This window comes from Micromonospora tulbaghiae (assembly GCF_900091605.1).
Lineage (GTDB): Bacteria > Actinomycetota > Actinomycetes > Mycobacteriales > Micromonosporaceae > Micromonospora > Micromonospora tulbaghiae.
On record NZ_FMCQ01000004.1, the window covers coordinates 178151 to 199031 of the forward strand.

Annotated in this window: 18 protein-coding genes and 1 pseudogene; 6 read left to right on the forward strand and 13 right to left on the reverse strand. The window is 74.7% G+C overall.

The window, feature by feature from the left end; genetic code table 11:
* Positions 1 to 18: 18 nt before the first annotated feature.
* Together GA0070562_RS13560 and gltB are read right to left on the reverse strand one after the other, a co-directional pair.
* Entirely contained in the window at positions 19 to 1524 is a 1506-nt protein-coding gene (locus GA0070562_RS13560) for a glutamate synthase subunit beta (RefSeq protein ID WP_091420633.1), read from the reverse strand.
* The gene (gltB, locus tag GA0070562_RS13565) at positions 1517 to 6184 is read right to left on the reverse strand and encodes a glutamate synthase large subunit (protein WP_091420637.1); all 4668 of its coding nucleotides are present in this window, start codon (positions 6182 to 6184) and stop codon (positions 1517 to 1519) included. Before gltB ends, GA0070562_RS13560 begins: the two co-directional genes overlap by 8 nt.
* 145 nt (positions 6185 to 6329) lie before the next feature.
* Between gltB and GA0070562_RS13570 the strand changes: the two genes are divergently transcribed.
* Positions 6330 to 7172, forward strand: coding sequence for a GNAT family N-acetyltransferase (locus GA0070562_RS13570; RefSeq protein ID WP_091420641.1), 843 nt, complete (start codon positions 6330 to 6332; stop codon positions 7170 to 7172).
* An 84-nt stretch (positions 7173 to 7256) separates the two neighbouring features.
* On the opposite strand, the gene GA0070562_RS13575 is transcribed toward GA0070562_RS13570, so the two are convergent.
* Positions 7257 to 8444, reverse strand: a complete 1188-nt coding sequence (locus GA0070562_RS13575; protein WP_013287548.1) for an FAD-dependent oxidoreductase — start codon at positions 8442 to 8444, stop codon at positions 7257 to 7259.
* Positions 8445 to 8455: 11 nt separating this feature from the next.
* On the reverse strand, positions 8456 to 9673 hold the full coding sequence (gene lgt, locus GA0070562_RS13580) for a prolipoprotein diacylglyceryl transferase (RefSeq protein WP_091420644.1): 1218 nt from the start codon (positions 9671 to 9673) through the stop codon (positions 8456 to 8458).
* Positions 9674 to 9775: 102 nt separating this feature from the next.
* On the opposite strand from lgt, the gene GA0070562_RS13585 reads away from it, so the two are divergent.
* Complete coding sequence (locus GA0070562_RS13585) at positions 9776 to 10315, forward strand: NUDIX hydrolase (RefSeq protein ID WP_091420646.1); 540 nt, start codon at positions 9776 to 9778, stop codon at positions 10313 to 10315.
* Between the two features lie 95 nt (positions 10316 to 10410).
* Here the strand turns inward: GA0070562_RS13585 and trpA are convergent, their stop codons facing one another.
* Genes trpA through trpC form a run of 3 tightly spaced genes read right to left on the reverse strand, consistent with a single transcriptional unit; the run spans position 10411 to position 13283 of the window.
* The gene (trpA, locus tag GA0070562_RS13590; protein WP_091420650.1) at positions 10411 to 11214 is read right to left on the reverse strand and encodes a tryptophan synthase subunit alpha; all 804 of its coding nucleotides are present in this window, start codon (positions 11212 to 11214) and stop codon (positions 10411 to 10413) included.
* A gap of 4 nt (positions 11215 to 11218) precedes the next feature.
* Complete coding sequence (trpB, locus tag GA0070562_RS13595) at positions 11219 to 12445, reverse strand: tryptophan synthase subunit beta (RefSeq protein WP_091420653.1); 1227 nt, start codon at positions 12443 to 12445, stop codon at positions 11219 to 11221.
* A gap of 34 nt (positions 12446 to 12479) precedes the next feature.
* Positions 12480 to 13283 carry an indole-3-glycerol phosphate synthase TrpC gene (trpC, locus tag GA0070562_RS13600; RefSeq protein WP_175438750.1) on the reverse strand — a complete coding sequence of 268 codons (804 nt, stop codon included), beginning with the start codon at positions 13281 to 13283 and terminating at the stop codon, positions 12480 to 12482.
* Positions 13284 to 13727: 444 nt separating this feature from the next.
* On the opposite strand from trpC, the gene GA0070562_RS13605 reads away from it, so the two are divergent.
* Positions 13728 to 14003 carry a hypothetical protein gene (locus GA0070562_RS13605; protein ID WP_091421949.1) on the forward strand — a complete coding sequence of 92 codons (276 nt, stop codon included), beginning with the start codon at positions 13728 to 13730 and terminating at the stop codon, positions 14001 to 14003.
* Here GA0070562_RS13605 and GA0070562_RS13610 read toward each other — a convergent pair.
* From GA0070562_RS13610 to GA0070562_RS13625, 5 genes and pseudogenes are all read right to left on the reverse strand, one after another.
* Entirely contained in the window at positions 13996 to 14553 is a 558-nt protein-coding gene (locus tag GA0070562_RS13610) for a Trp biosynthesis-associated membrane protein (RefSeq protein WP_091420659.1), read from the reverse strand. The two genes, GA0070562_RS13605 and GA0070562_RS13610, sit on opposite strands and share 8 nt — an antisense overlap.
* The gene (locus tag GA0070562_RS13615; protein WP_091420663.1) at positions 14550 to 16103 is read right to left on the reverse strand and encodes an anthranilate synthase component I; all 1554 of its coding nucleotides are present in this window, start codon (positions 16101 to 16103) and stop codon (positions 14550 to 14552) included. The genes GA0070562_RS13610 and GA0070562_RS13615 overlap by 4 nt, the downstream gene beginning before the upstream one ends.
* A complete protein-coding gene (hisI, locus tag GA0070562_RS30670) occupies positions 16100 to 16513 on the reverse strand; it encodes a phosphoribosyl-AMP cyclohydrolase (RefSeq protein WP_091421954.1) in 414 nt (137 codons plus the stop codon). Before hisI ends, GA0070562_RS13615 begins: the two co-directional genes overlap by 4 nt.
* A gap of 189 nt (positions 16514 to 16702) precedes the next feature.
* A pseudogene (locus GA0070562_RS30675) lies at positions 16703 to 17344 on the reverse strand (phosphoribosyl-AMP cyclohydrolase); the annotation flags it as partial.
* A gap of 162 nt (positions 17345 to 17506) precedes the next feature.
* On the reverse strand, positions 17507 to 17896 hold the full coding sequence (locus GA0070562_RS13625) for a MerR family transcriptional regulator (RefSeq protein WP_013287558.1): 390 nt from the start codon (positions 17894 to 17896) through the stop codon (positions 17507 to 17509).
* Between the two features lie 110 nt (positions 17897 to 18006).
* Between GA0070562_RS13625 and GA0070562_RS13630 the strand changes: the two genes are divergently transcribed.
* The 3 genes from GA0070562_RS13630 to GA0070562_RS13640 are packed head-to-tail and all read left to right on the forward strand — an operon-like array spanning position 18007 to position 20074.
* Positions 18007 to 18729, forward strand: a complete 723-nt coding sequence (locus GA0070562_RS13630; RefSeq protein WP_091420667.1) for an ABC transporter ATP-binding protein — start codon at positions 18007 to 18009, stop codon at positions 18727 to 18729.
* The gene (locus tag GA0070562_RS13635; RefSeq protein WP_091420669.1) at positions 18726 to 19481 is read left to right on the forward strand and encodes an ABC transporter permease; all 756 of its coding nucleotides are present in this window, start codon (positions 18726 to 18728) and stop codon (positions 19479 to 19481) included. The genes GA0070562_RS13630 and GA0070562_RS13635 overlap by 4 nt, the downstream gene beginning before the upstream one ends.
* Positions 19478 to 20074 carry a TetR/AcrR family transcriptional regulator gene (locus GA0070562_RS13640; protein WP_091420671.1) on the forward strand — a complete coding sequence of 199 codons (597 nt, stop codon included), beginning with the start codon at positions 19478 to 19480 and terminating at the stop codon, positions 20072 to 20074. The genes GA0070562_RS13635 and GA0070562_RS13640 overlap by 4 nt, the downstream gene beginning before the upstream one ends.
* Here the strand turns inward: GA0070562_RS13640 and GA0070562_RS13645 are convergent.
* Complete coding sequence (locus GA0070562_RS13645) at positions 20067 to 20822, reverse strand: DUF2470 domain-containing protein (protein ID WP_091420674.1); 756 nt, start codon at positions 20820 to 20822, stop codon at positions 20067 to 20069. The genes GA0070562_RS13640 and GA0070562_RS13645 overlap by 8 nt on opposite strands.
* Positions 20823 to 20881 lie beyond the last annotated feature (59 nt).

The following is a 20881-nucleotide window of genomic DNA, read 5'->3' on the forward strand; positions in this document are numbered from 1 at the left end:
GGCCCGGCCGGTGCGGGGTCAGCGCGCGGCGAGCGGCTGGCGGGCCGGGTCGACCGGGGCGGGCAGCTCGCCCACCCCGCCCAGGTACGCGTGGATCGCCGCCGCGGCGGCGCGTCCCTCGGCGATCGCCCAGACGATGAGCGAGGCGCCCCGGTGCATGTCGCCGGCGACGAAGACGCCGTCGGCGGCCTGCCAGTCCGGGCGGGCGTCGACAGCGCCCCGGCCGTTGCGGGTCACCCCGAACTGCGCCAGCATGGGCTGTTCCTCGGTGCCCTCGAAGCCGATGGCGAGCAGCACCAGGTCGGCCGGGATCTCCCGCTCGGAGCCGGGCAGCGGGGTGACGATGCGGCGGCCGTCCACCTTCTCCACAGTCACCTCGGCGATCCGGACCGCGCGGACCTGGCCGGTGCCGTCGTCCACGAACTCCTGCACGGCGACGGCGAACACGCGCTCGCCGCCCTCCTCGTGCGCCGGGTAGGTACGCAGCAGCCACGGCCAGGTCGGCCACGGGTCGCGGGCCGCGTCGCGCTCTGTGGGCGGCTGCGGGTAGAGGTCGAGCTGGTGCACGCCGGCCGCACCCTGCCGGTGCGCCACACCGAGGCAGTCCGCCGCGGTGTCGCCACCACCGATGATCACCACGTGCTTGCCGGCGGCGTCGATCGGCGTACCGTCGGGCAGCGTCGCGAGGGCGGGCCGCCCGTCCCCGGCGGCGGCCACCACCCGGTTCGCGGCCACCAGGTGCGACATCGCCTGGTGCACGCCGCGCAGCGCCCGGCCGGGCGTGGCCGGGGTGTCCCGGCCCTGCAACGCGCCGCACGCCAGCAGCACCGCGTCGTGCTCGGCGCGCAACTGCTCGGCGGTCACGTCGACGCCGACCTCGACGCCGGTCCGGAAGCGCACGCCCTCGGCGGTGAGCTGGGCCAGCCGCTTGTCGATGTGCTGCTTCTCCAGCTTGAAGTCGGGGATGCCGTAGCGGAGCAGGCCGCCGATCGCGTCGTCGCGCTCGTACACGGTGACCGTGTGACCGGCGCGGGCGAGCTGCTGCGCGGCGGCCAGCCCGGCCGGGCCGGACCCGACCACCGCTACCGACCGGCCGGTCAGGGCGGAGGCGGGCCGGGGCCGCAGGCCGTCGCGGGCCACCGCCGCGTCGGCGATCTCCACCTCGACCTGCTTGATGGTGACCGGCTGCTGGCCGCCGAGGCCGAGCACGCAGGCCGCCTCGCACGGCGCCGGGCAGAGCCGGCCGGTGAACTCGGGGAAGTTGTTGGTGGCGTGCAGCGACTCCACAGCGGCGTCCCAGTTGCCGGTGCGGACCAGGTCGTTCCAGTCCGGGATGCGGTTGCCCAGCGGGCAGCCGTCGTGACAGAACGGGATGCCGCAGTCCATGCACCGGGTGGCCTGCTCGCGGATCAGCTCCTCACCGGCAGGCGGGTACACCTCGCGCCAGTCGGAGATGCGCACCGGCACCGGACGGCGGGCCGGCAGCCGCCGGTCGTAGCGCAGGAAACCGTTCGGGTCAGGCACGAGCCACCTCCTGGGCGACCACCCGGGGCGCGGGCGGTACCGGCGCGGCCGACGGCACGCTGAGCGCGCTCATCACCGCGTCGTCGACGTCTCGGCCGGCGGCTTCGGCGGCCCGCATGATCTCCATGACCCGGCGGTAGTCCCGGGGCACCACTGCGGTGAACTCCTCCACCGCCTGCGGCCAGCGCTTGAGCAGGTCCTCGGCGACCGCCGAGTCCGTCTCGGCGAAGTGCCGCTGGACCAGCTCGTGCAGCCGGTCGCGTTCCTCGTCGCGCAGCGGCGACAGGTCCACCAGCTCGGCGTTGACCAGCCGCTGGTCGAGCCGGTGCACGAACGCGGTGCCACCGGACATGCCGGCGGCGAAGTTGCGCCCGGTCGGCCCGAGCACCACGACGGTGCCGCCGGTCATGTACTCGCAACCGTGGTCGCCGAGGCCCTCGACCACCGCCACCGCGCCGGAGTTGCGCACCGCGAACCGCTCCCCCACCCGGCCGCGCAGGAACACCTCGCCTCCGGTGGCGCCGTACAGGATGGTGTTGCCGGCGATGATCTGGTCCTCGGCGCGACGGCCCGCTGCGGCGTCCACGCCGACGAACGGCGCGTCGGCGTCCGGCCGGACCACGATCCGGCCGCCGGACAGTCCCTTGCCGACGTAGTCGTTGGCGTCGCCGTACAGGCGCAGCGTGACCCCGCGCGGCAGGAACGCGCCGAACGACTGGCCGGCGGTGCCGCGCAGCCGGAACTCGATCGTGTCGTCGGGCAGGCCGGCGCCACCGAAGCGGCGGGTCACCTCGCCGCCGAGCATCGCGCCGACGCTGCGGTGCTCGTTGCGGACCTCGACCTCGACCCGGACCGGAGTACTGTCGCGCAACGCCGGCCCGGCCAGCTCGATGAGCCGGTTGTCCAGCGCCGCGTCGAGGCCGTGGTCCTGGGCGCGTACGCCCCGGCGGGCCGCGCCCTCGGGCAGCTCCGGCAGGTGCAGCACGCGGCTCAGGTCGAGCCCGTGGCCCTTCCAGTGGTCGATCGCGCCGACCACGTCGAGCAGCTCGGTGTGGCCGATCGCCTCGTCGATGCTGCGGAAGCCCAGCTCGGCCAGGTAGCCCCGGACCTCCTCGGCGAGGAAGAGGAAGAAGTTCTCCACGAACTCGGGGCGGCCGGTGAAGCGCTCACGCAGCACCGGGTTCTGGGTGGCGATGCCGACCGGACAGGTGTCCAGGTGGCACACCCGCATCATCACGCAGCCCTCGACGATCAGCGGCGCGGTGGCGAAGCCGAACTCCTCGGCGCCGAGCAGCGCCGCGATCAGCACGTCCCGGCCGGTCTTGAGCTGGCCGTCGACCTGCACTGTCACCCGGTCGCGCAGCTTGTTGAGCAGCAGCGTCTGCTGCGCCTCGGCCAGGCCCAGCTCCCACGGGGTGCCGGCGTGCTTGAGCGAGTTGAGCGGGGACGCGCCGGTGCCGCCGTCGTGTCCGGAGATCAGGATGACGTCGGCCTTGAGCTTCGCCACGCCCGCCGCGACGGTGCCCACGCCCACCTCGCTGACCAGCTTCACGTGCACCCGGGCGGCCGGGTTGACGCACTTGAGGTCGTGGACGAGCTGGGCCAGGTCCTCGATGGAGTAGATGTCGTGGTGCGGCGGCGGGGAGATCAGGCCGACGCCGGGGGTGGCGTGCCGGGTCCGGGCGATCCACGGCCAGACCTTGTTGCCGGGCAGCTGCCCGCCCTCGCCGGGCTTCGCGCCCTGCGCCATCTTGATCTGGAGGTCGTCGGCGTTGACGAGGTATTCGCTGGTCACGCCGAACCGGCCGCTGGCGATCTGCTTGACCGCGGAGCGCCGGGCCGGGTCGTGCAGCCGCTCGACGTCCTCGCCGCCCTCGCCGGTGTTGGACTTGCCGCCGAGCCGGTTCATCGCGATGGCGAGCGTCTCGTGCGCCTCCGCCGAGATCGACCCGTACGACATGGCGCCGGTGGCGAAGCGCTTGACGATCTCGCCGGCCGGCTCGACCTCGTCCAGCGGCACCGCCGGGCGTACGCCGGTGCGCAGCGTGAACAGCCCGCGCAGCGAGCCCGCCTGCGCGGCCAGTTCGTCGACCTTCGCGGTGTACTGCCGGAACACGTCGTACTGGCGGCTGCGGGTGGCGTGCTGGAGCAGGAAGACGGTCTCCGGGTTGAACAGGTGCAGCTCACCCTCGCGGCGCCACTGGTACTCGCCGCCGACCTCCAGCCGGTCGCTCGCCTGCGCGCCCGGCGCCGGCCAGGCCCGCCCGTGCCGGGCCGCCACCTCGGCGTGGATCTCGGCCAGCCCGATGCCGCCGATGGTGCTCGGTGTGCCGCGGAAGTACCTGTGGACCAGGCGGGTGTCCAGGCCGACCGCCTCGAACACCTGCGCGCCGCAGTACGAGGACACGGTCGAGATGCCCATCTTGGACATGATCTTCAGGACGCCCTTGCCGAGCGCCTTGACGTAGTTGCGGACGGCCTTGACCCGGTCGACGCCGCTGAGCACGCCGGTGGAGATCATGTCCTCCACCGACTCGAACGCCAGGTACGGGTTGACCGCCGCCGCGCCGTACCCGATCAGCACGGCCGCGTGGTGCACCTCGCGGCAGTCGCCGGACTCGACGACCAGCGCCACCTGGGTACGGGTCTGCTCGCGGACCAGGTGCTGGTGCACCGCCGCGGTCAGCAGCAGCGACGGGATCGGGGCCAGGTCGGCGTTGGAGTCCCGGTCGGAGAGCACCAGGATGCGCACGCCGTCCTCGATCGCCTCGGAGACGTGCCGGCAGATCTCGGTCAGCCGGGCCTTGATGCCGGCGCCGCCGTCGCGGATCCGGTACAGGCCGGAGACCCGGACCGCCTTGAAGCCGGGCAGGTCGCCGTCCTCGTCGATGGACAGGATCTTCGCCAGCTCGTCGTTGTCGATCACCGGGTACGGCAGCACGATCTGCCGGCAGCTCGCCGGGCCCGGGTCGAGCAGGTTGCCCTCCGGCCCGATCGTGGACGCCAGGCTGGTCACCAGTTCCTCCCGGATGGCGTCCAGCGGCGGGTTGGTGACCTGGGCGAAGAGCTGATGGAAGTAGTCGTAGAGCAGCCGCGGCCGGGTGGACAGCGGGGCGATCGGGGTGTCCGTGCCCATCGAGCCGATCGGCTCCGCGCCGCTGCGGGCCATCGGGCCGAGCAGGATCTTCAGCTCCTCCTCGGTGTAGCCGAACGTCTGCTGGCGGCGGCGTACCGAGTCGTGGGTGTAGACGGTGTGCTCGCGCGGCGGCAGGTCGTCCAGCTCGATCAGGCCGGCGTGCAGCCACTCCTGGTACGGCTGCTCGGCGGCCAGCTCGGTCTTGATCTCGTCGTCGGAGACGATCCGGCCGTTGACGGTGTCGACGAGGAACATCTTGCCCGGCTGGAGCCGGCCCTTGGCGACCACGGTGGCCGGGTCCAGGTCGAGCACGCCCGCCTCGCTGCCCAGCACCACCAGGCCGTCGGCGGTGTGCCACCAGCGGCCCGGGCGCAGGCCGTTGCGGTCCAGCACCGCGCCGACGATCTCGCCGTCGGTGAACGCGACCGACGCCGGACCGTCCCACGGCTCCATCAGGCTGGCGTGGAAGCGGTAGAACGCGCGCTTGTCGGCGCGCATGTCCGGGTCGTTCTCCCACGCCTCGGGGATCATCATGAGCACCGCGTGCGGCAGGCTCCGCCCGGCCAGGTGCAGCAGTTCGAGCACCTCGTCGAAGTTGGCCGAGTCGGACGCCGCCGGGGTGCAGACCGGAAAGACCCGGCGGATGTTGCCGGGGATGCTCGGGCTGCGGAGGAGCGCCTCCCGGGCCTGCATCCAGTTGCGGTTGCCGCGGATCGTGTTGATCTCGCCGTTGTGCGCGATGAACCGGTACGGGTGCGCCAGCGGCCACGACGGGAACGTGTTCGTGGAGAAGCGCGAGTGCACCAGCGCGATGGCGCTGACCACCCGCTCGTCGGTCAGCTCCGGGTAGAACGCGGGAAGCTGGTCCGGGGTGAGCATGCCCTTCCACACCATGGTGCGGCCGGACAGCGACGGGAAGTACGCCGGCACGCCTCGCTCGGCGGTCTCCCGCTCGACCTGCTTGCGCAGGCAGAACGCCACCCGGTCCAGGTCGAGCCCGGTCAGCGGGGAGCCCGCCGGGCCGGCCGGCGATCCGGTCAGCCGGTGGGCGGCCACGAACAACTGCCGGACCCGGGGCATCGCCGCGAGCGCGGTCTCGCCCAGCCCGGACGGGTCGGTCGGCACCTCCCGCCAGCCGAGCACGTCGGCGCCCTCGACCAGCGCGTACTTGTCGACCACCTGGCGGGCACGGGCCTCGGCCGCGTCGTCGTCGGGCAGGAACACCAGGCCGGTGGCGTACTGACCGGCCGGGGGCAGCGGGAAGTCGACGGTGGCGCGCAGGAACGCGTCCGGCACCTGGATCATGATGCCCGCGCCGTCCCCGGTGTTGTGCTCCGCGCCCCGGGCGCCCCGGTGGTCCAGCCGGCACAGCGCCCCGAGGCCGTTCGCGACGACCTGGTGCGAGCGCCGCCCGTGCAGGTCGGCCACGAAGGCCACGCCGCAGGCGTCGTGCTCGTACGCGGGGTCGTAGAGCCCGGTCGCCTGTGGGGCCGACTGCGGGCTGTGAGGGTACGGAAAGGCCACCGGGCCTCCTGTCGTCACTCAGGATGGATCATGATGGGGACGACGTCGGCCCTCTGCGGTTTATTGAGTCTACGTTAGGGCTTCCGGCGCAAGGCCAGTTCAGATTGATCACACTTCCAGATGCTGGGACGTGTAGTCTCGCGCGGTGGATCTCGCACGTGCTGACGCACTCGCCCGGTTGGAGCGGTTCTACGACGCGGTGCCCCGCGACGGGGCCCGGACCGAGGAGTACGGCGCCCTGGTGCTGTTCGTCCGGAACGGCGCCGGATGGCCGTTCTACGCCCGGCCCCGGCTCGACGCCGACGAGCCGCCCACGCTCGCCGACGTCACAGCCGTCCGCGCCCGGCAGCGGGAACTGGGCCTGCCGGAGGCGTTCGAGTGGGTGCACGAGCACCAGCCGGATCTGCTCGCCGTGGCCCGCTCGGCCGGGCTCAGCGTGCTGGAGGCGCCGCTGATGCTGCTGGAACCGGAGCGGCTGCCCGACCCGGGGACGCTCAGCGACGTACCGGTGCGGGTGCTGGACCCCGGCGACGCCGGCTTCGCGGCGGACATCGCGCTGCGGCGGGCCGTCGCGGCGGTCGGCTTCGCCAACGGCGGCAACGCGCGCGGCGACGCCGGGCCGGCCGAGCGCGACGCCGCCCTCGCCCAGCTGGACGTGGCGGCGCTGGAGGAGGAGGCGACCCGGGTCGCCGACGGGCGGCGCATCTCGGTGCTCGCCGGTACGCCCGACGAGGGCGCGCTCGCCAGCGGCATGGCGATGCGGGTGGACGACGTGGCGGAGATCGCCGGGGTGGCCACGCTGCCGTCCGCCCGGCAGCGTGGGCTGGGCGCGGCGGTGACCGCCACCCTCGCGCGGGAGCTGCGCGCCGCCGGCACCGACCTGATCTTCCTGAGCGCCGGCAGCGAGGACATCGCCCGCGTCTACCTGCGGGTCGGGTTCCGCCGCGTGGGCACCGCCTGTATCGCCGAGCCCGCCGCCGTCATCTGAGCACCGGCCGGCCGCCCGCCCGCGCCGTCGTGGGGCGGGCCGCTTCCGGCCGGGCCCGCTGCGGGACGGTCAGCGTCGGGACGGTCAGGACGGCGGCTGCCAGGCGGCGGCCGCCGCGGCGGCGGTGTTGCGCAGTCGCGGGCTGATCGTGCCCAGGGCCGCGTCCCGGGCACGCAGCGCCAGCCGGCCCCGGGCCTGCAGGACCGCCGACATCCGCCGGGTCTGCCGGACCATCGTGGCCGCACGGGGGCGGCGCAACCTGTCGTACGCGGTCACCGCGTCCGGCAGCCGCGACTCCCGCAGCAGCCCGGCCAGCGTCGCCGCGTCCTCGAACGCCAGGCAGGCGCCCTGCCCGAGGTGCGGCGGCATGGCGTGCGCGGCGTCGCCGAGCAGCACCACGCCGCCCGGGCCGGCCGGGAAGCCGTACGCCTTGGGCAGCGGGCGCAGCTCGCGGATCTCCTGCTGGACGACGTCCTCCGGGTCGGTCGCCTCCAGCAGCGTCCCGATCGGGGCGGGCCAGCCCGCGAACCAGCGTTTGAGCAGCGCGAGCTGGATCTCCGGCGGCTCCGGCCGGGGCGCGCCCGCGGCGGTGGCGACCCAGTAGACGCCGCCTCGGCGGGACGCGCCCGCGGTGCCCCGCTCGCCGAGCGAGGCGGCCAGGAAGCGGTACCCGGCGCCGAGCGTCTCGCCGTGCACCGGCTGGTCGTCCGGCAGCTGCGGGGCCCGGTACCAGGGGATGACCGCCCGCCAGGCGGCGCACCCGGAGCTGACCACCGCGGTCTCCGGTGCGAGGTGCCGGCGGATCTCGCTGTCAGTGCCGTCGGCGGCCACCACCAGGTCCGCCTCGTAGGTGTGCCGGCCGTCGCCCACCGCCGGACGCTCGCCCGACGCCGCGCGTACCGTCCGCACGGTCACGCCGGTACGCAACTCGACCCGGTCGCCCAGGCCGGCGATGAGCGCGTCGTGCAGATCCTCCCGGTGCACCACCACCGGCATCCGCTCGGCCGGCGTGGACCGGGCCTGCACCAGCCAGTGGCCGTCCGGCCGGCGCACGCCGCCGTCGGGCAGCGGGGTGGCGATCGCGTCCAGCCCGTCGCCCAGCCCGAGGGCGCGCAGCGCGCGTACCCCGTTGGGCCAGAGCACCACGGCGGTCGCCTCCGGGCGGACCCGGTCGGCGCGTTCCAGCAGCGTGACCTGCCAGCCCGACCGGGCCAGCACACCGGCCGCCGCCATTCCGCCGAGGCCGGCGCCGACCACCACCGCGCTGCGCATGACTCCCCCGCTCAGCTGTCCCGGTCCGCCGGGCGCCCGCCGCCGTCGGCCCGGCCGGCGTTCGTCCGCTCGGCGTCCGCCCGCTCCGGTTCGGTGTCGTCCTCGGTGTCGTCCCCGTCCGCCCGGTCGGCCGTCGCGCTGTCGTCGTCCGTGCGGCCCGTCGCGGCGTCGTCGGCGGCGGACTCGGCCCGTGCCGGTTCGTCATCCGGCTCCGGGGGCAGCACGCCGGTCTCCCGGTACGCGTCGAACTGTTCCTCGGTCACCACCCGGTAGCCCTCGGGCGCGGCCGGCCCTGCGGTGGCCTCCCGGGCGGAGAGGTCGACCTGGGACACGTCGCCGGCCGGACCGGCCGCGGGGGCCGGCTCGCCCACCGGCACGAGGTATTCGCGGGGACCGCGGACCCGGATGAAGTAGGCCAGCGCGCCGAGGAAGACCAGCGCGGCGGTCCACACGTTGAGGCGTACGCCGAGGATCAGGTTCGCCTCGTCGGTGCGCATCAGCTCGATCCAGAACCGGCCCGCCGTGTAACCCATCACGTAGAGGGCGAACGCCCGGCCACGCCCGAGCCGCAGCTTGCGGTCGAGGAACAGCACCAGTGCGGCGACGCCGACGTTCCAGAGCGCCTCGTAGAGGAACGTCGGGTGGTAGAGCCCCGGCTGGAGCACCGGGTTGCCGGCGTCGTCACGCAGCGCGTGACCCGGGTTGTCCGGGTCCATCACGTGCACTTCCATGCCCCACGGCAGCGTGGTCCGCCCGCCGTACAGCTCGTTGTTGAACCAGTTGCCCAGGCGGCCGACGGCCTGCGCCAGGGGCAGCCCCGGGGCCAGCGCGTCGGCGATGACGGTGAACGGGACGCCGAGCTGCCGGGCGGCGAACCACGCGCCGACCGCGCCACCGGCGACCGCGCCCCAGATGCCGAGACCGCCCTCCCAGATGTAGAGCGCCTTGATCGGCTCGCCGCCGGCGCCGAAGTATTTCTCCGGCGAGGTGATCACGTGGTAGATCCGCGCGCCGATGATGCCCGCGGGCACGGCCCAGACGGCGATGTCGAGCACCGCGCCCGGCGCCACACCGCGGCGGCGCAGCCGGTACTCGGTGACCACGCAGGCCACCACGATGCCGAGGATGATGCAGAGCGCGTACGCCCGGATCGGAACCGGACCGAGCTGCCAGACGGCGGTGCTGGGGCTGGGCATGGCCGCCAGTGGGGTCATCGGGGCGAGGGTCACGGGTGCACACGGTACCGGTGCGGACTGTGTGTGCGGCACCCCGGGCCGCCTGCCGCGCGGGTCGGATGACTTCTGGTTTGCACGGTCGTAGGCTCTTTGTCCATGAGCCCGCTCACCTGGGCGGTCGCCGCTGTCGTCACCGACGGGTCCGGCCGGCTGCTGCTCTGCCGCCGGTCCGAGGGGGCCCGCCGCTGGGGGTTGCCGGGCGGGCGGCCGCGTCACGACGAGAGCCCGGCGGACGCCGCCGTCCGGGCGGTCCGGGCGGAGACCGGGTGGGCGGTGGACCTGGTCGACCTGGTCGGCCTCTACCGGGTCACCGACCCGGATGCCTCCCCGCCACCGGCCGGGCGGTGCGGCGGGCGGCCGGACGTGCTGGTGCACGTGTTCCGCGCCGCGCCGGCCGGTGTCGAGCCGCTGAGCGAGCCGGTGGCCGGCTGTCTGGTGCAGTGGTGGCACCCGGAGGGGCTACCCGGTGCGCTGACCCCCACCACGCGTGCGGCGGTCGCGGACGCGCTCGCCGGGCGCTCCGGCGTGCTGCGCCGCACCACCGTCGCCGACGGTTCGACGGCGGAACCCGCAGACGGTCCGCGCACCCCACCCGGCCAGCGCGCGTCCGGGCCGGTCGACAGCGGCAAGCGCTGACCGTCGAGGTTGCCCGACCGCTTTCCAGATCTTGGTACGAAGTGGCCCTCACAGGGGCCGTTTCGTACCAAGATCTCGGGCGGAGAGGCGGCCCGTCAGCGAGCGGGGTTGCGGACGCCGTCGGCCAGCTCGGCGCTGAGCTTGCGCAGCGCGGTCAGGCCGGCGGCCTGGTCCGGTGCGTCCAGCACGCAGCGGACCAGCGCGCTGCCCACGATCACCGCGTCGGCGTACCCGGCGACGGTGGCGGCCTGCGCGCCGGTGCCCACGCCCAGGCCGACACCGACCGGAATGTCGGTGACCTCGCGCAGCCGGGAGACCAGCACCGGGGCCGCCTCGGAGGTCTGCGCCCGGGCACCGGTGACGCCCATGATCGCGGTGGCGTACACGAACCCGCGGCAGTGCTCGGCGGTCATCCGCAGCCGCGCGTCGGTCGAGGACGGGGAGACCAGGAACGTGCGGTCCAGGCCGTGCGCGTCGGAGGCGGCCAGCCACTCGGCGGCCTCGTCGGGGATCAGGTCCGGCGTGACCAGGCCGGTGCCACCGGCGGCGGCCATGTCGCGGGCGAACGCGTCCACGCCGTACTGCTCGATCGGGTTCCAGTAGGTCATGGTGACCACGCTCGCCCCGGTCGCGGCGACCGCCTCGACGGCGCGCAGCGTGTCCGCGACGCGGACGCCCCCGGCGAGCGCGATGTCACTCGCCTTCTGGATCACCGGGCCGTCCATCACCGGGTCGGAGTACGGGATCTCCACCTCGATGACGTCCACGCCCGCCTCGACCATGGCCTTCATGGCGGCGATGCTGCCCTCGACGGTCGGGAAGCCCGCCGGCATGCAGCCGACCAGCACCGCCCGCCCGTCCGCCCGCGCCTTGTCGAAGGCGACCCCGATGCGGCTCACGCTGTCACTCCTTGTCGAGGATGCCGAAGTACGCGCCGGCGGTGTGCACGTCCTTGTCGCCCCGGCCGGACAGGTTGACCACGATCACCGGCTCCCGGCCCAGCTCCTCGGCGAGCCGGGGGGCGATGGCGCGGGCGCCTGCGAGCGCGTGTGCGCTCTCGATCGCCGGGATCACGCCCTCGGTGCGGCAGAGCAGCTCGAACGCGGCCATCGCGTCGGCGTCGTCGACCGGCAGGTAGGTGGCCCGGCCGGTGTCGTGCAGCCAGGCGTGCTCCGGGCCGACGCCCGGGTAGTCCAGGCCCGCCGAGATCGAGTGCGACTCGATGGTCTGCCCGTCGGCGTCCTGGAGGACGTACGTGCGGGTGCCGTGCAGCACGCCGGAGGAGCCGCCGGTGATGCTGGCGGCGTGCCGGCCGGTGTCGACGCCCTCGCCGCCGGCCTCGAAGCCGTAGAGCCGGACCCCGGTGTCCGGCACGAACGCGTGGAAGATGCCGAGCGCGTTGGAGCCGCCGCCGACGCAGGCCGCGACCGCGTCCGGCAGCGCGCCGGTCAGGTCCAGGCACTGCCGGCGGGCCTCCTCGCCGATGCCGCGCACGAAGTCCCGGACCATCTCCGGGAACGGGTGCGGGCCGGCGGCGGTGCCGATCAGGTAGTGGGTGTCCTCGACGTTGGCGACCCAGTCCCGCATCGCCTCGTTCATCGCGTCCTTGAGCGTGCGCGAGCCGGCGGTCACCGGGACGACGGTGGCGCCGAGCATCCGCATCCGCGCCACGTTCAGCGCCTGCCGCTCGGTGTCCACCTGGCCCATGTAGACGACGCATTCCAGGTCGAACAGCGCGGCGGCGGTGGCGGTGGCGACGCCGTGCTGGCCGGCGCCGGTCTCCGCGATGACCCGCCGCTTACCCATCCGTTTGGTCAGCAGCGCCTGGCCCAGCACGTTGCGGACCTTGTGGGCGCCGGTGTGGTTGAGGTCCTCGCGCTTGAGCAGTACCCGCGCGCCGATCTGCGCGGAGAACCGCCGGGCCTCGTAGAGCAGCGAGGGCGTGCCGGCGTAGTCGCGCAGCAGCGCGCCGAACTCGGCGAGGAAGTCCTCGTCGCCCATCGCCTTCCGGTACGCCGCGTCCAGCTCGTCCAGCGCGGCGACCAGCGCCTCGGGGACGAACCGGCCGCCGAACCGGCCGAAGTGACCGGCGGCGTCGGGGACCTGGCCGGTTGCGGGTGCGGCGCTCATCGCGGGCGTCCTCTCGGATCGGGTGCCCGGCGGCTCAGCGCACCGGGCGGGGCGTCGCCGGGTGGTTACCGGCGTTGACCAGCTCGGCGACCGCTTCGCGCGGGCTCTTCTGAGTGACCAGGCCCTCGCCCACCAGCACGGCGTCGGCGCCGGCGGAGGCGTACCGGATCAGGTCGTGCGGACCGCGCACCCCGGACTCGGCGATCTTGACGACGCTGCTCGGCAGGCCGGGCGCGATCCGCTCGAACACCGAACGGTCGACCTCCAGGGTACGCAGGTCACGGGCGTTCACGCCGATGACCTGGGCGCCGGCCTCCAGGGCGCGGTCCGCCTCCTCCTCGGTGTGCACCTCGACGAGCGCGGTCATGCCGAGCGACTCGATCCGCTCCAGCAGCCCGACCAGCACGTTCTGCTCCAGCGCGGCGACGATCAGCAGCACCAGGTCGGCGCCGTGCGCGCGGGCCTCGTGCACCTGATAGCTGGAGACCACGAAGTCCTTGCGCAGCACCGGCACGTTCACCGCGGCCCGCACCGCGGCGAGGTCGTCGAGCGACCCGCCGAACCAGCGGCCCTCGGTGAGCACACTGATCGCCCGCGCGCCACCTGCCGCGTAGTCCCCGGCCAGAACGGCCGGGTCGGCGATCTCGGCCAGCCGCCCCTTGGACGGCGACGAGCGCTTCACCTCGGCGATCACGGCCACACCGGGGCGGCGCAGGGCCGCGTACGCGTCCAGCGGTGGCGGCGCGGCGGCGGCCAGTTCCCGGATCCGCTCCAGCGGAACCTGCTCCTGGCGCCGGGCCACGTCCTCGCGCACACCGGCCAGGATCTCGTCGAGCACCCCTGCGGACGGCGCCGCTCCGGCGTCGTCCCCCTCCGCGTGCGCATGCTCAGCAGTCACCAACGGACTCCCCTCTCCGGGCGTCATGGGCCGATGCTAGGGGGCGCCACCTGGCGACGAGTGCCGGGGGGTATGGCGCACCTCACGACATGGGCTGTGGCATGATGCCCGACTTCTGGTGAACGCCATGTCACGCAGCGCCACCGATGACATCGACCGTCACCCATCCCCTATCTCACCACGATCGTTCCGGGCGCGCAGGACGGGTCCCGGCGGCCGCTGTGACCAAGCTCAAGGACCTCCGGCCCTGCCCAGGTCGCCCGCGGTGCGACAGCGTTGACCTGTGCTTCACGGCGGCGAAACGTCCGCCCGGAAGCATCGTCGTCGGGCACACTCGACGCCGGCGGCTGCCGACCGTCGCCAACGATCTCGTATGGGGTGACCATGAGCGCCAACGGGCCGACCGAGACCATCGGCTTGACCACCATCTCCCGTACCGTCGCCTCGCTCGCCGTCGGCGTGGTGCACACGCTCGAACGCGCGGTGGCCGGTGACGGCCGGATGCGTACCGCCCGGGGCAACGCCTGGGAGGCGGTCTGCGCCGACCGGGCCCGCGCCGCCCAGCGCCGCGAGCTGGAGCGGCTGGTGGCCGAGTTGGCCGCCGCGCGGGCCGCGGCCCGGCAGCGGCGCGACGCCCGCGAGGCGCAGCCGGTCAGCTGACCGTCGGGTCCTCGCCCCGGTCCAGCGCGTCCCACGCGTCCCGGGTGCCGCGCTCGACCGCCGGCCGGCCGGGCTCGTCCGCCGGAGCGGACCGCCGCTCGTACCGGGCGCCCATCGCCGGCCAGCCGTCGCCGCGCAGCGCGGTGAACGCGCCGCCGGCCGCCAGGGCCAGGCCGCCCGCCAGCACCAGCGCCGGCCACTGCCGGCTCACCCCGGCCTCGGTCAGGCCGATCCCGCCGCCGACCGCCACGGCCACGCCGACAGCGGCCAGCAGCACACCCAGCAGCCGGCGCAGCCGGCCCCGGGTGGCGAGCACCGCGCCACCGCCGGCGAGTCCCACGTACGTCAGTGCCAGCACCCAGGGCAGCAGCTCCGTACCGGTGCGCTCGGCCCGCCCGGACGGCAGCGACGCCCGGGCGGTCACCTCGACCGACCAGGTCCGGGTCACCGCCCAGCAGGCCAGGCCCGCGCCGGCCAGGCAGAGCAGCACCGCGTACGCGAGTTCGCGCCGCCCGCGGGCCGGCGGCGCGGTGGCGCCGGGCGCGCTCACCGGGCGGCCCGCAGCGTCTCGGCGGCCGCGATCGCGGCGAGGACGGCGGCGGCCTTGCTCCGCGTCTCCTGGTCCTCGGCGGCGGGGTCGGAATCAGCCACGATCCCGGCGCCGGCCTGCACGTAGGCGCGGCCGTCGCGGATCAGCGCGGTACGGATCGCGATGGCCATGTCCAGGTCGCCGCCGAAGGCGAAGTAGCCGACGGTGCCGCCGTAGACGCCGCGCCGCACCGGCTCCAACTCCTCGATGATCTCCATGGCCCGCACCTTGGGCGCGCCGCTGAGCGTCCCGGCCGGGAACGTCGCGGCCAGCGCGTCGAACGCGGTGCGGTCGTCGCGCAGTTCCCCGACGACTGTGGAGACGATGTGCATGACGTGGCTGTAGCGCTCGATGGTGGCGAACTCGGGCACCTCGACGGTGCCCGGCCGGCACACCCGGCCCAGGTCGTTGCGGCCCAGGTCGACGAGCATCACGTGCTCCGCGCGTTCCTTGGGGTCGGCGAGCAGCTCGGCGGCGAGCTTGGCGTCGCCGTCCGGGGAGCCGCCGCGCGGCCGGGTGCCGGCGATCGGGTGCAGCAGCGCCCGCCGCCGCCCGTCCGGCCCGGCGCTGACCTTGAGGTGCGCCTCCGGCGACGAGCCGACGATGTCGAAGCCGTCGAAGCGCAACAGGTACATGTACGGGCTGGGGTTCGTGGTGCGCAGCACCCGGTAGACGTCGAGCGGGTCGGCGTCGGTGGGGCGCTCGAAGCGCTGGCTGAGCACGATCTGGAAGCACTCGCCGGCCCGGATCGCCTCCTTGGCCGCCTCCACCGCCTCCGGGTAGGCGCCCGCGGGGGTGCGGCTGACCACCTCGCCGACGCCGGGCCGGCCGACAGTCGAGACCATGGGCGGAATCGGCCGGGACAACGCGCTGGTCATCGCGTCGAGGCGGCCGACGGCGTGGTGGTACGCGGCCTCGACCCGCTCGGCCCGGTCGGGGTCGTCCAGCGGCGGCAGCACCGCGTTGGCGACCAGGATCGCGGAGCCCTCGTAGTGGTCGAGGACCACCAGGTCGGTCGCGAGCATCATGCCCAGCTCGGGCACGTCCAGCTCGTCCTCGGTCAGCTCGGGCAGGCGCTCGAACCGGCGGACCAGGTCGTACCCGAGGTAGCCGACCAGGCCGCCGGTCAGCGGCGGCATGTCACCGGCCGGATCCCAGCCCGGCCCGGCGAGCGCGGCGACCGTCTCGCGCAGCACGGTGACCGGGTCGCCCTCGGTGGGCACGCCCGCCGGTGGCGTGCCGGTCCAGCTCGCCGTGCCGTCGCGCTCGGTGAGCGTGGCGCCGCTGCGTACCCCGATGAACGAGTAGCGCGACCAGGCCGTGCCGGCCGAGCCGACGCCCTGTTCGGCGGACTCCAGCAGGAACGTGCCGGGACCGCCGGCCAGCTTGCGGTAGACCCCGACCGGCGTCTCCGCGTCGGCGAGCAGCCGCCGGGTCACCGGCACGACCCGCCAGCGGGCGGCCAGGTCGGCGAAGGTGGACCGGTCCGGGTTGACCGTGCCGTCGGTCACGGGGTCGCCTCCGGGGAGCTGACCGGCAGTTCGGTGAAGAAGCAGGTGCGCTGCCCGGTGTGGCAGGCCGCGCCGACCTGCTCGACGCTGACCAGCAGCGCGTCGCCGTCGCAGTCGAGCGCCACCGAGCGCACGTACTGGTGGTTGCCCGAGGTGGCGCCCTTGACCCAGTACTCGCCGCGGCTGCGCGACCAGTAGGTGGCCCGCCCGGTGGTGAGCGTGCGGTGCAGCGCCTCGTCGTCCATCCAGGCGACCATCAGCACCTCGCCCGAGTCGTGGGCGCGGACCACGGCGGCGACCAGGCCGTCCGGGGTGCGGCGGAGCCGGGCCGCGACGGCCGGGTCGAGCCGGGACGGACGGGCCGGTCCGGGAGCGGGGGCGCCGGTCAGCGGCGCGTCAGGGGCGGGCACGGTTGACCATTCTCCCGCACGCGGTCCGGGCACCGCCGACGTGTCCCGGGAGGCGGGCGTCACCGTCCCCAGCGCCCGGCCCAGCCCGCCGAGGTAGCGGTCCACCCGGCCGTCGACCAGCGCCTCGGCCAGATCCGCGCCGTGGGTGGCGGCGATCTCGTCGGCGTACGGGCGGATCAGCGGGAGGATGCCGGTGACCAGCCGTCCGGCGGCGGCGCCGACCTCGGCCGGGTCACCGGCGCGCAGCCCGAGGCAGAGCAGCATGTCGTGGCGGTAGCCGGGCGGGGCGACCGGCAGGTCCAGCGCGGCGGTCAGGGCGGCCCGGCGGGACACCACACGGACGGTCGGGTTGGCCGGCCGCAGCACCGAGGGGCAGAGCCGGGCCAGGTCGGCCGCGGCGAGCCGGACCCCGACCGGGTCGTCGGCGACGCGGGCCGCGGCGACCTTGCCCAGCGTCGCGATCAGCTCCTCCAGGCGCGGCTCGTCGGCGGGCTGGCAGAGCACCGGCAGGTCGATCCGGCGACGCCATTCCGGTACGGCCCACAGCAGCCGGGCGGGCGCGGTGACCGGGAGCCCGAACGCCCAGTCGGCGGGCTGGCCCAGGCGGCGTACCCAGGAGCGGATGTCGCGGGCGGCCACGGAGACGTGCACGAGGCGACCGGCGAACTCGGTCAGGTACGCCCGCCGGGCCGCGTACGGCGTGCCGCGGCGGGACGTGGCCTGTCGGGCGCCCGCGCCGGCGGCCCGTCCGTCGTCGGCGGCCACGAGCACGTCCACGTCCACGTCGCTGTGCTCGGTGGCGGCCCGCCGGGCATGGCTGCCGCGCAGCATGATCCCGACGACCGGCCGGTCGGCGGCCTGCCGCAGGCGGGCGGCCCAGTCGTCGAGGAACGCGGTGTCGGGCAACTGCGCTGGACCCACGGCGCCATGGTGCCGAAATCCGATCTTCACCGCAATGACCGTTGCCGGACCCCGTGTCCGCCACTGGGGCGTTCAGCCGGATTCCTCCTCGGCCCGGCGGTACGCGTCGATCTTGTGTTCGAGGACCTTCAGGTCCTCCTCCAGCTCGGCCATCCGGGCCAGTACACGGGCCCGGTGCGCCTCGAACAGCGCCCGTCGCGCGCCGAGCGTGCTGTCGCCGTGCCGGGCCAGTTCGGCGTAGCGGCGCATGTCGCGCACCGGCATCCCGGTGCGGCGCAGCCGGGTGAGCAGGAACAGCCAGTTGACGTCGGACTCGGTGTAGCGCCGGCGGCCCGACGAGTCCCGCCCGACGCGGCCCACCAGGCCCTCCTGCTCGTACCAGCGCAGCGTGTAGGTGGTCAGGCCGACCCGTTCCGCCGCCTCACCCACGGTGAGGCTCATCTCCCGCGTGCTGATGTCCACGTCCTCCAGGCTTCCAGTTCGAGCGCACTCGAAGTCAAGTACCTCGTTGCCCTCGGGGAGGAATTCACCTACCGTTGAGTTCAACGGGCGATGAATTGACGGAGGCGAGCATGGACGACGCGGTGTCGGTCCGCGAGCTGGTGGTCGACCGGGGCGGTCGGCGGGTGCTGCACGGCATCACCTGCGGGGTGCCCCGGGGCACCGTGACCGGGCTGCTCGGGCCCAGCGGCAGCGGCAAGACCACGCTGATGCGCGCGGTGGTCGGCGTGCAGACGGTCGGCTCCGGCGCGGTCGACGTGCTCGGCCGCCCCGCCGGCTCCGCCGACCTGCGCCGCCGGGTGGGCTACCTGACCCAGGCGCCGAGCGTCTACGCCGACCTGACCGTGCGGGAGAACGCCCGCTACTTCGCGGTGCTCCAGGGCCGGGGCCGCGCCGAGGCCGACCGCGCGGTGAACGACGTCGGCCTGGCGAGCGCGGCCGACCAGCTCGTCGGCACGCTCTCCGGCGGCCAGCGCAGCCGCGCCTCGCTCGCCTGCGCGCTCGTCGGCGAACCGGAACTGGTGGTCCTCGACGAACCCACTGTCGGCCAGGATCCGGTGCTGCGGGCCGACCTGTGGGCCCGGTTCCACGCCATGGCCGCGAACGGCACCACGCTGCTGGTGTCCAGCCACGTGATGGACGAGGCCGCCCGCTGCGACCGGCTGCTGCTCATCCGCGAGGGCCGGCTGGTGGCCGACGACACCCCGGCCGCGGTCCGCGCCGCCACCGGGACCGACGACCTGGAGGAGGCGTTCCTGCGCCTGATCCGCGACGCCGAGGGAGAGGCGCGATGAACGGACGGATCCTGGCCGCCACCACCGGGCGCATCCTGCGCCAGCTCCGGCACGACCGGCGGACCGTGGCGCTGCTCGTGGTGGTGCCGTCGGTGCTGCTCACGCTCGTCTACTTCATGTACGTCGACCAGCCCGCCCCGCCCGGCGCGCCCGGCACGTTCGACCGGGTGGCCCTGATCATGCTGGGCTTCTTCCCGTTCATCATCATGTTCCTGGTGACCAGCATCGCCATGCTCCGCGAGCGCACCACGGGCACGCTGGAGCGCCTGCTCACCACGCCGCTGGGCAAGCTCGACCTGCTGTTCGGGTACGGGATCGCGTTCGGCCTGGCCGGAGTGCTCCAGTCCACTGTCGCCTCGATCGTCGCGTACCGGGTGTTCGGGCTGGAGACCGCGGGCAGCGCGTGGCTGGTCGTGCTGATCGCCGGTGTGAACGCGGTGCTCGCGGTGGCGCTCGGGCTGTTCTGCTCGGCGTTCGCCCGCACCGAGTTCCAGGCGGTCCAGTTCATGCCGGTGGTGGTGGCCCCGCAACTGCTGCTGTGCGGCCTGTTCGTGCCGCGCGACCAGATGGCCGGCTGGCTCCAGGCGGTCAGCGACGCGCTGCCCCTGTCGTATGCGGTCGAGGCGCTGCAGGAGGTCGGCGCGCACGCCGAGCCGACCGGGACGATGTGGCGGGACGTGGCGATCGTGGCCGGGGCGGCGGTGGCGGCGCTGGTGCTGGCCGCCGCGACACTGCGCCGGCGCAGCGGGTGAGCGCGCGGCGCACCGGGCGGCGGCCCGGCAGCCCGGACACCCGGGAGGCCATCCTCGCCGCGGCGCGGGAGGCGTTCGCCGAGCGCGGCTTCGACGCCGCGTCGATCCGGGCGATCGCCACCGCGGCCGGTGTGGACCCGGCGCTCGTGCACCACTACTTCGGCGGCAAGGAGGAGCTGTTCCGGGCCGCGACGGCGTTCCCGGCCGACCCGGGGCGGCTGCTGCCGGCGGTGCTGGCGGGCGACCGGGACGGCGTCGGCGAGCGGCTGGTCCGGGTGTTCCTGGAGGTCTGGGACTCGCCGGTCGGCGCCGCCGGGGTGGCGCTGCTGCGCTCGGCGGTGAGCAACGACTGGACCGCCCGGCTGCTGCGCGAGTTCCTGGTGACACAGGTGCTGCGCCCGGTCCTGGACCACCTCGCCGTCGACCCGGCGCAGCGCCCGCTGCGCGGCGGACTGGTCGCCACCCAGCTCGCCGGGCTGGCCATGATGCGGTACGTGCTCCGCTTCGACGCGGTCGCCGACGCCGAGCCGGCGACGCTCGTGGCCGCCGCCGGTCCGACGGTCCAGCGTTACCTCACCGGCGACATCACCTGAGCCCGGCCGGGCCTGCCACGTCACTCACCCGGGGGCAGAGCATCGGGTGCAGCAGGCGGGACAGCTCCGCCACGCCGGCGACGGGCCGGGGGAAGGCGAGCCGGGCGCGCCGGGTCGCGCCGGGCCGCCCGTGCGCGACCAGCAGCCCGTACCTGTCGATCCGGACCACCCGGGGAACCTGGTCGCCGGGCAGGTCGAGCCGCCGCCGCAGGTAGTCGCCGACCTGCTCGGCGTGGTGGTCGGCCAGGTCCGCCAACAGGTCGGCCTCGACCGGGTGCAGCGGGTCCGGCTCGGCCTCCGCGTACGCCTCCGGGTCGACCCGGCGCACGCGCCCGGCGCGCTCCCAGCGGGCCTCGGCCACCTCGAAGCGGTGCAGGTGGAACCGGCTGCCCACGTCGAGCAGGTCGCCGGCCGGGTCGGTGGCGGCGAAGTCGACCGCCGCGCCGCGCGCCTCGTCCCCGTTCAGCCGGGCGGCCCAGCCGGACACCCAGGCCCGGCCGAGCGAGGGCGCCCCGGCCGCGGGCGGCAGGTCGAGCACGTCGAGCACGGTGGCCACGTCGGTGTCCCCCGCCGGCGGCACGAGCGCGGCGGCGAGGTCACTGACCACGGGTACGAGCAGCAGCACCCGCCCGTCGGGGTCGAGGGCGTGCCGGACCTGGTGCGGGCCGGGATGCCGGGCCAGGTGGACGAGGGCGGGCAACCGGCCCGCCACCAAAGTTCGCACGATCTCCGCCGGGCTGGGCCGCATGATCCCGACCTCCTCAACATAGGTTAGCCTTACCTAAGAAGTAGGCTAGACGATCGGAG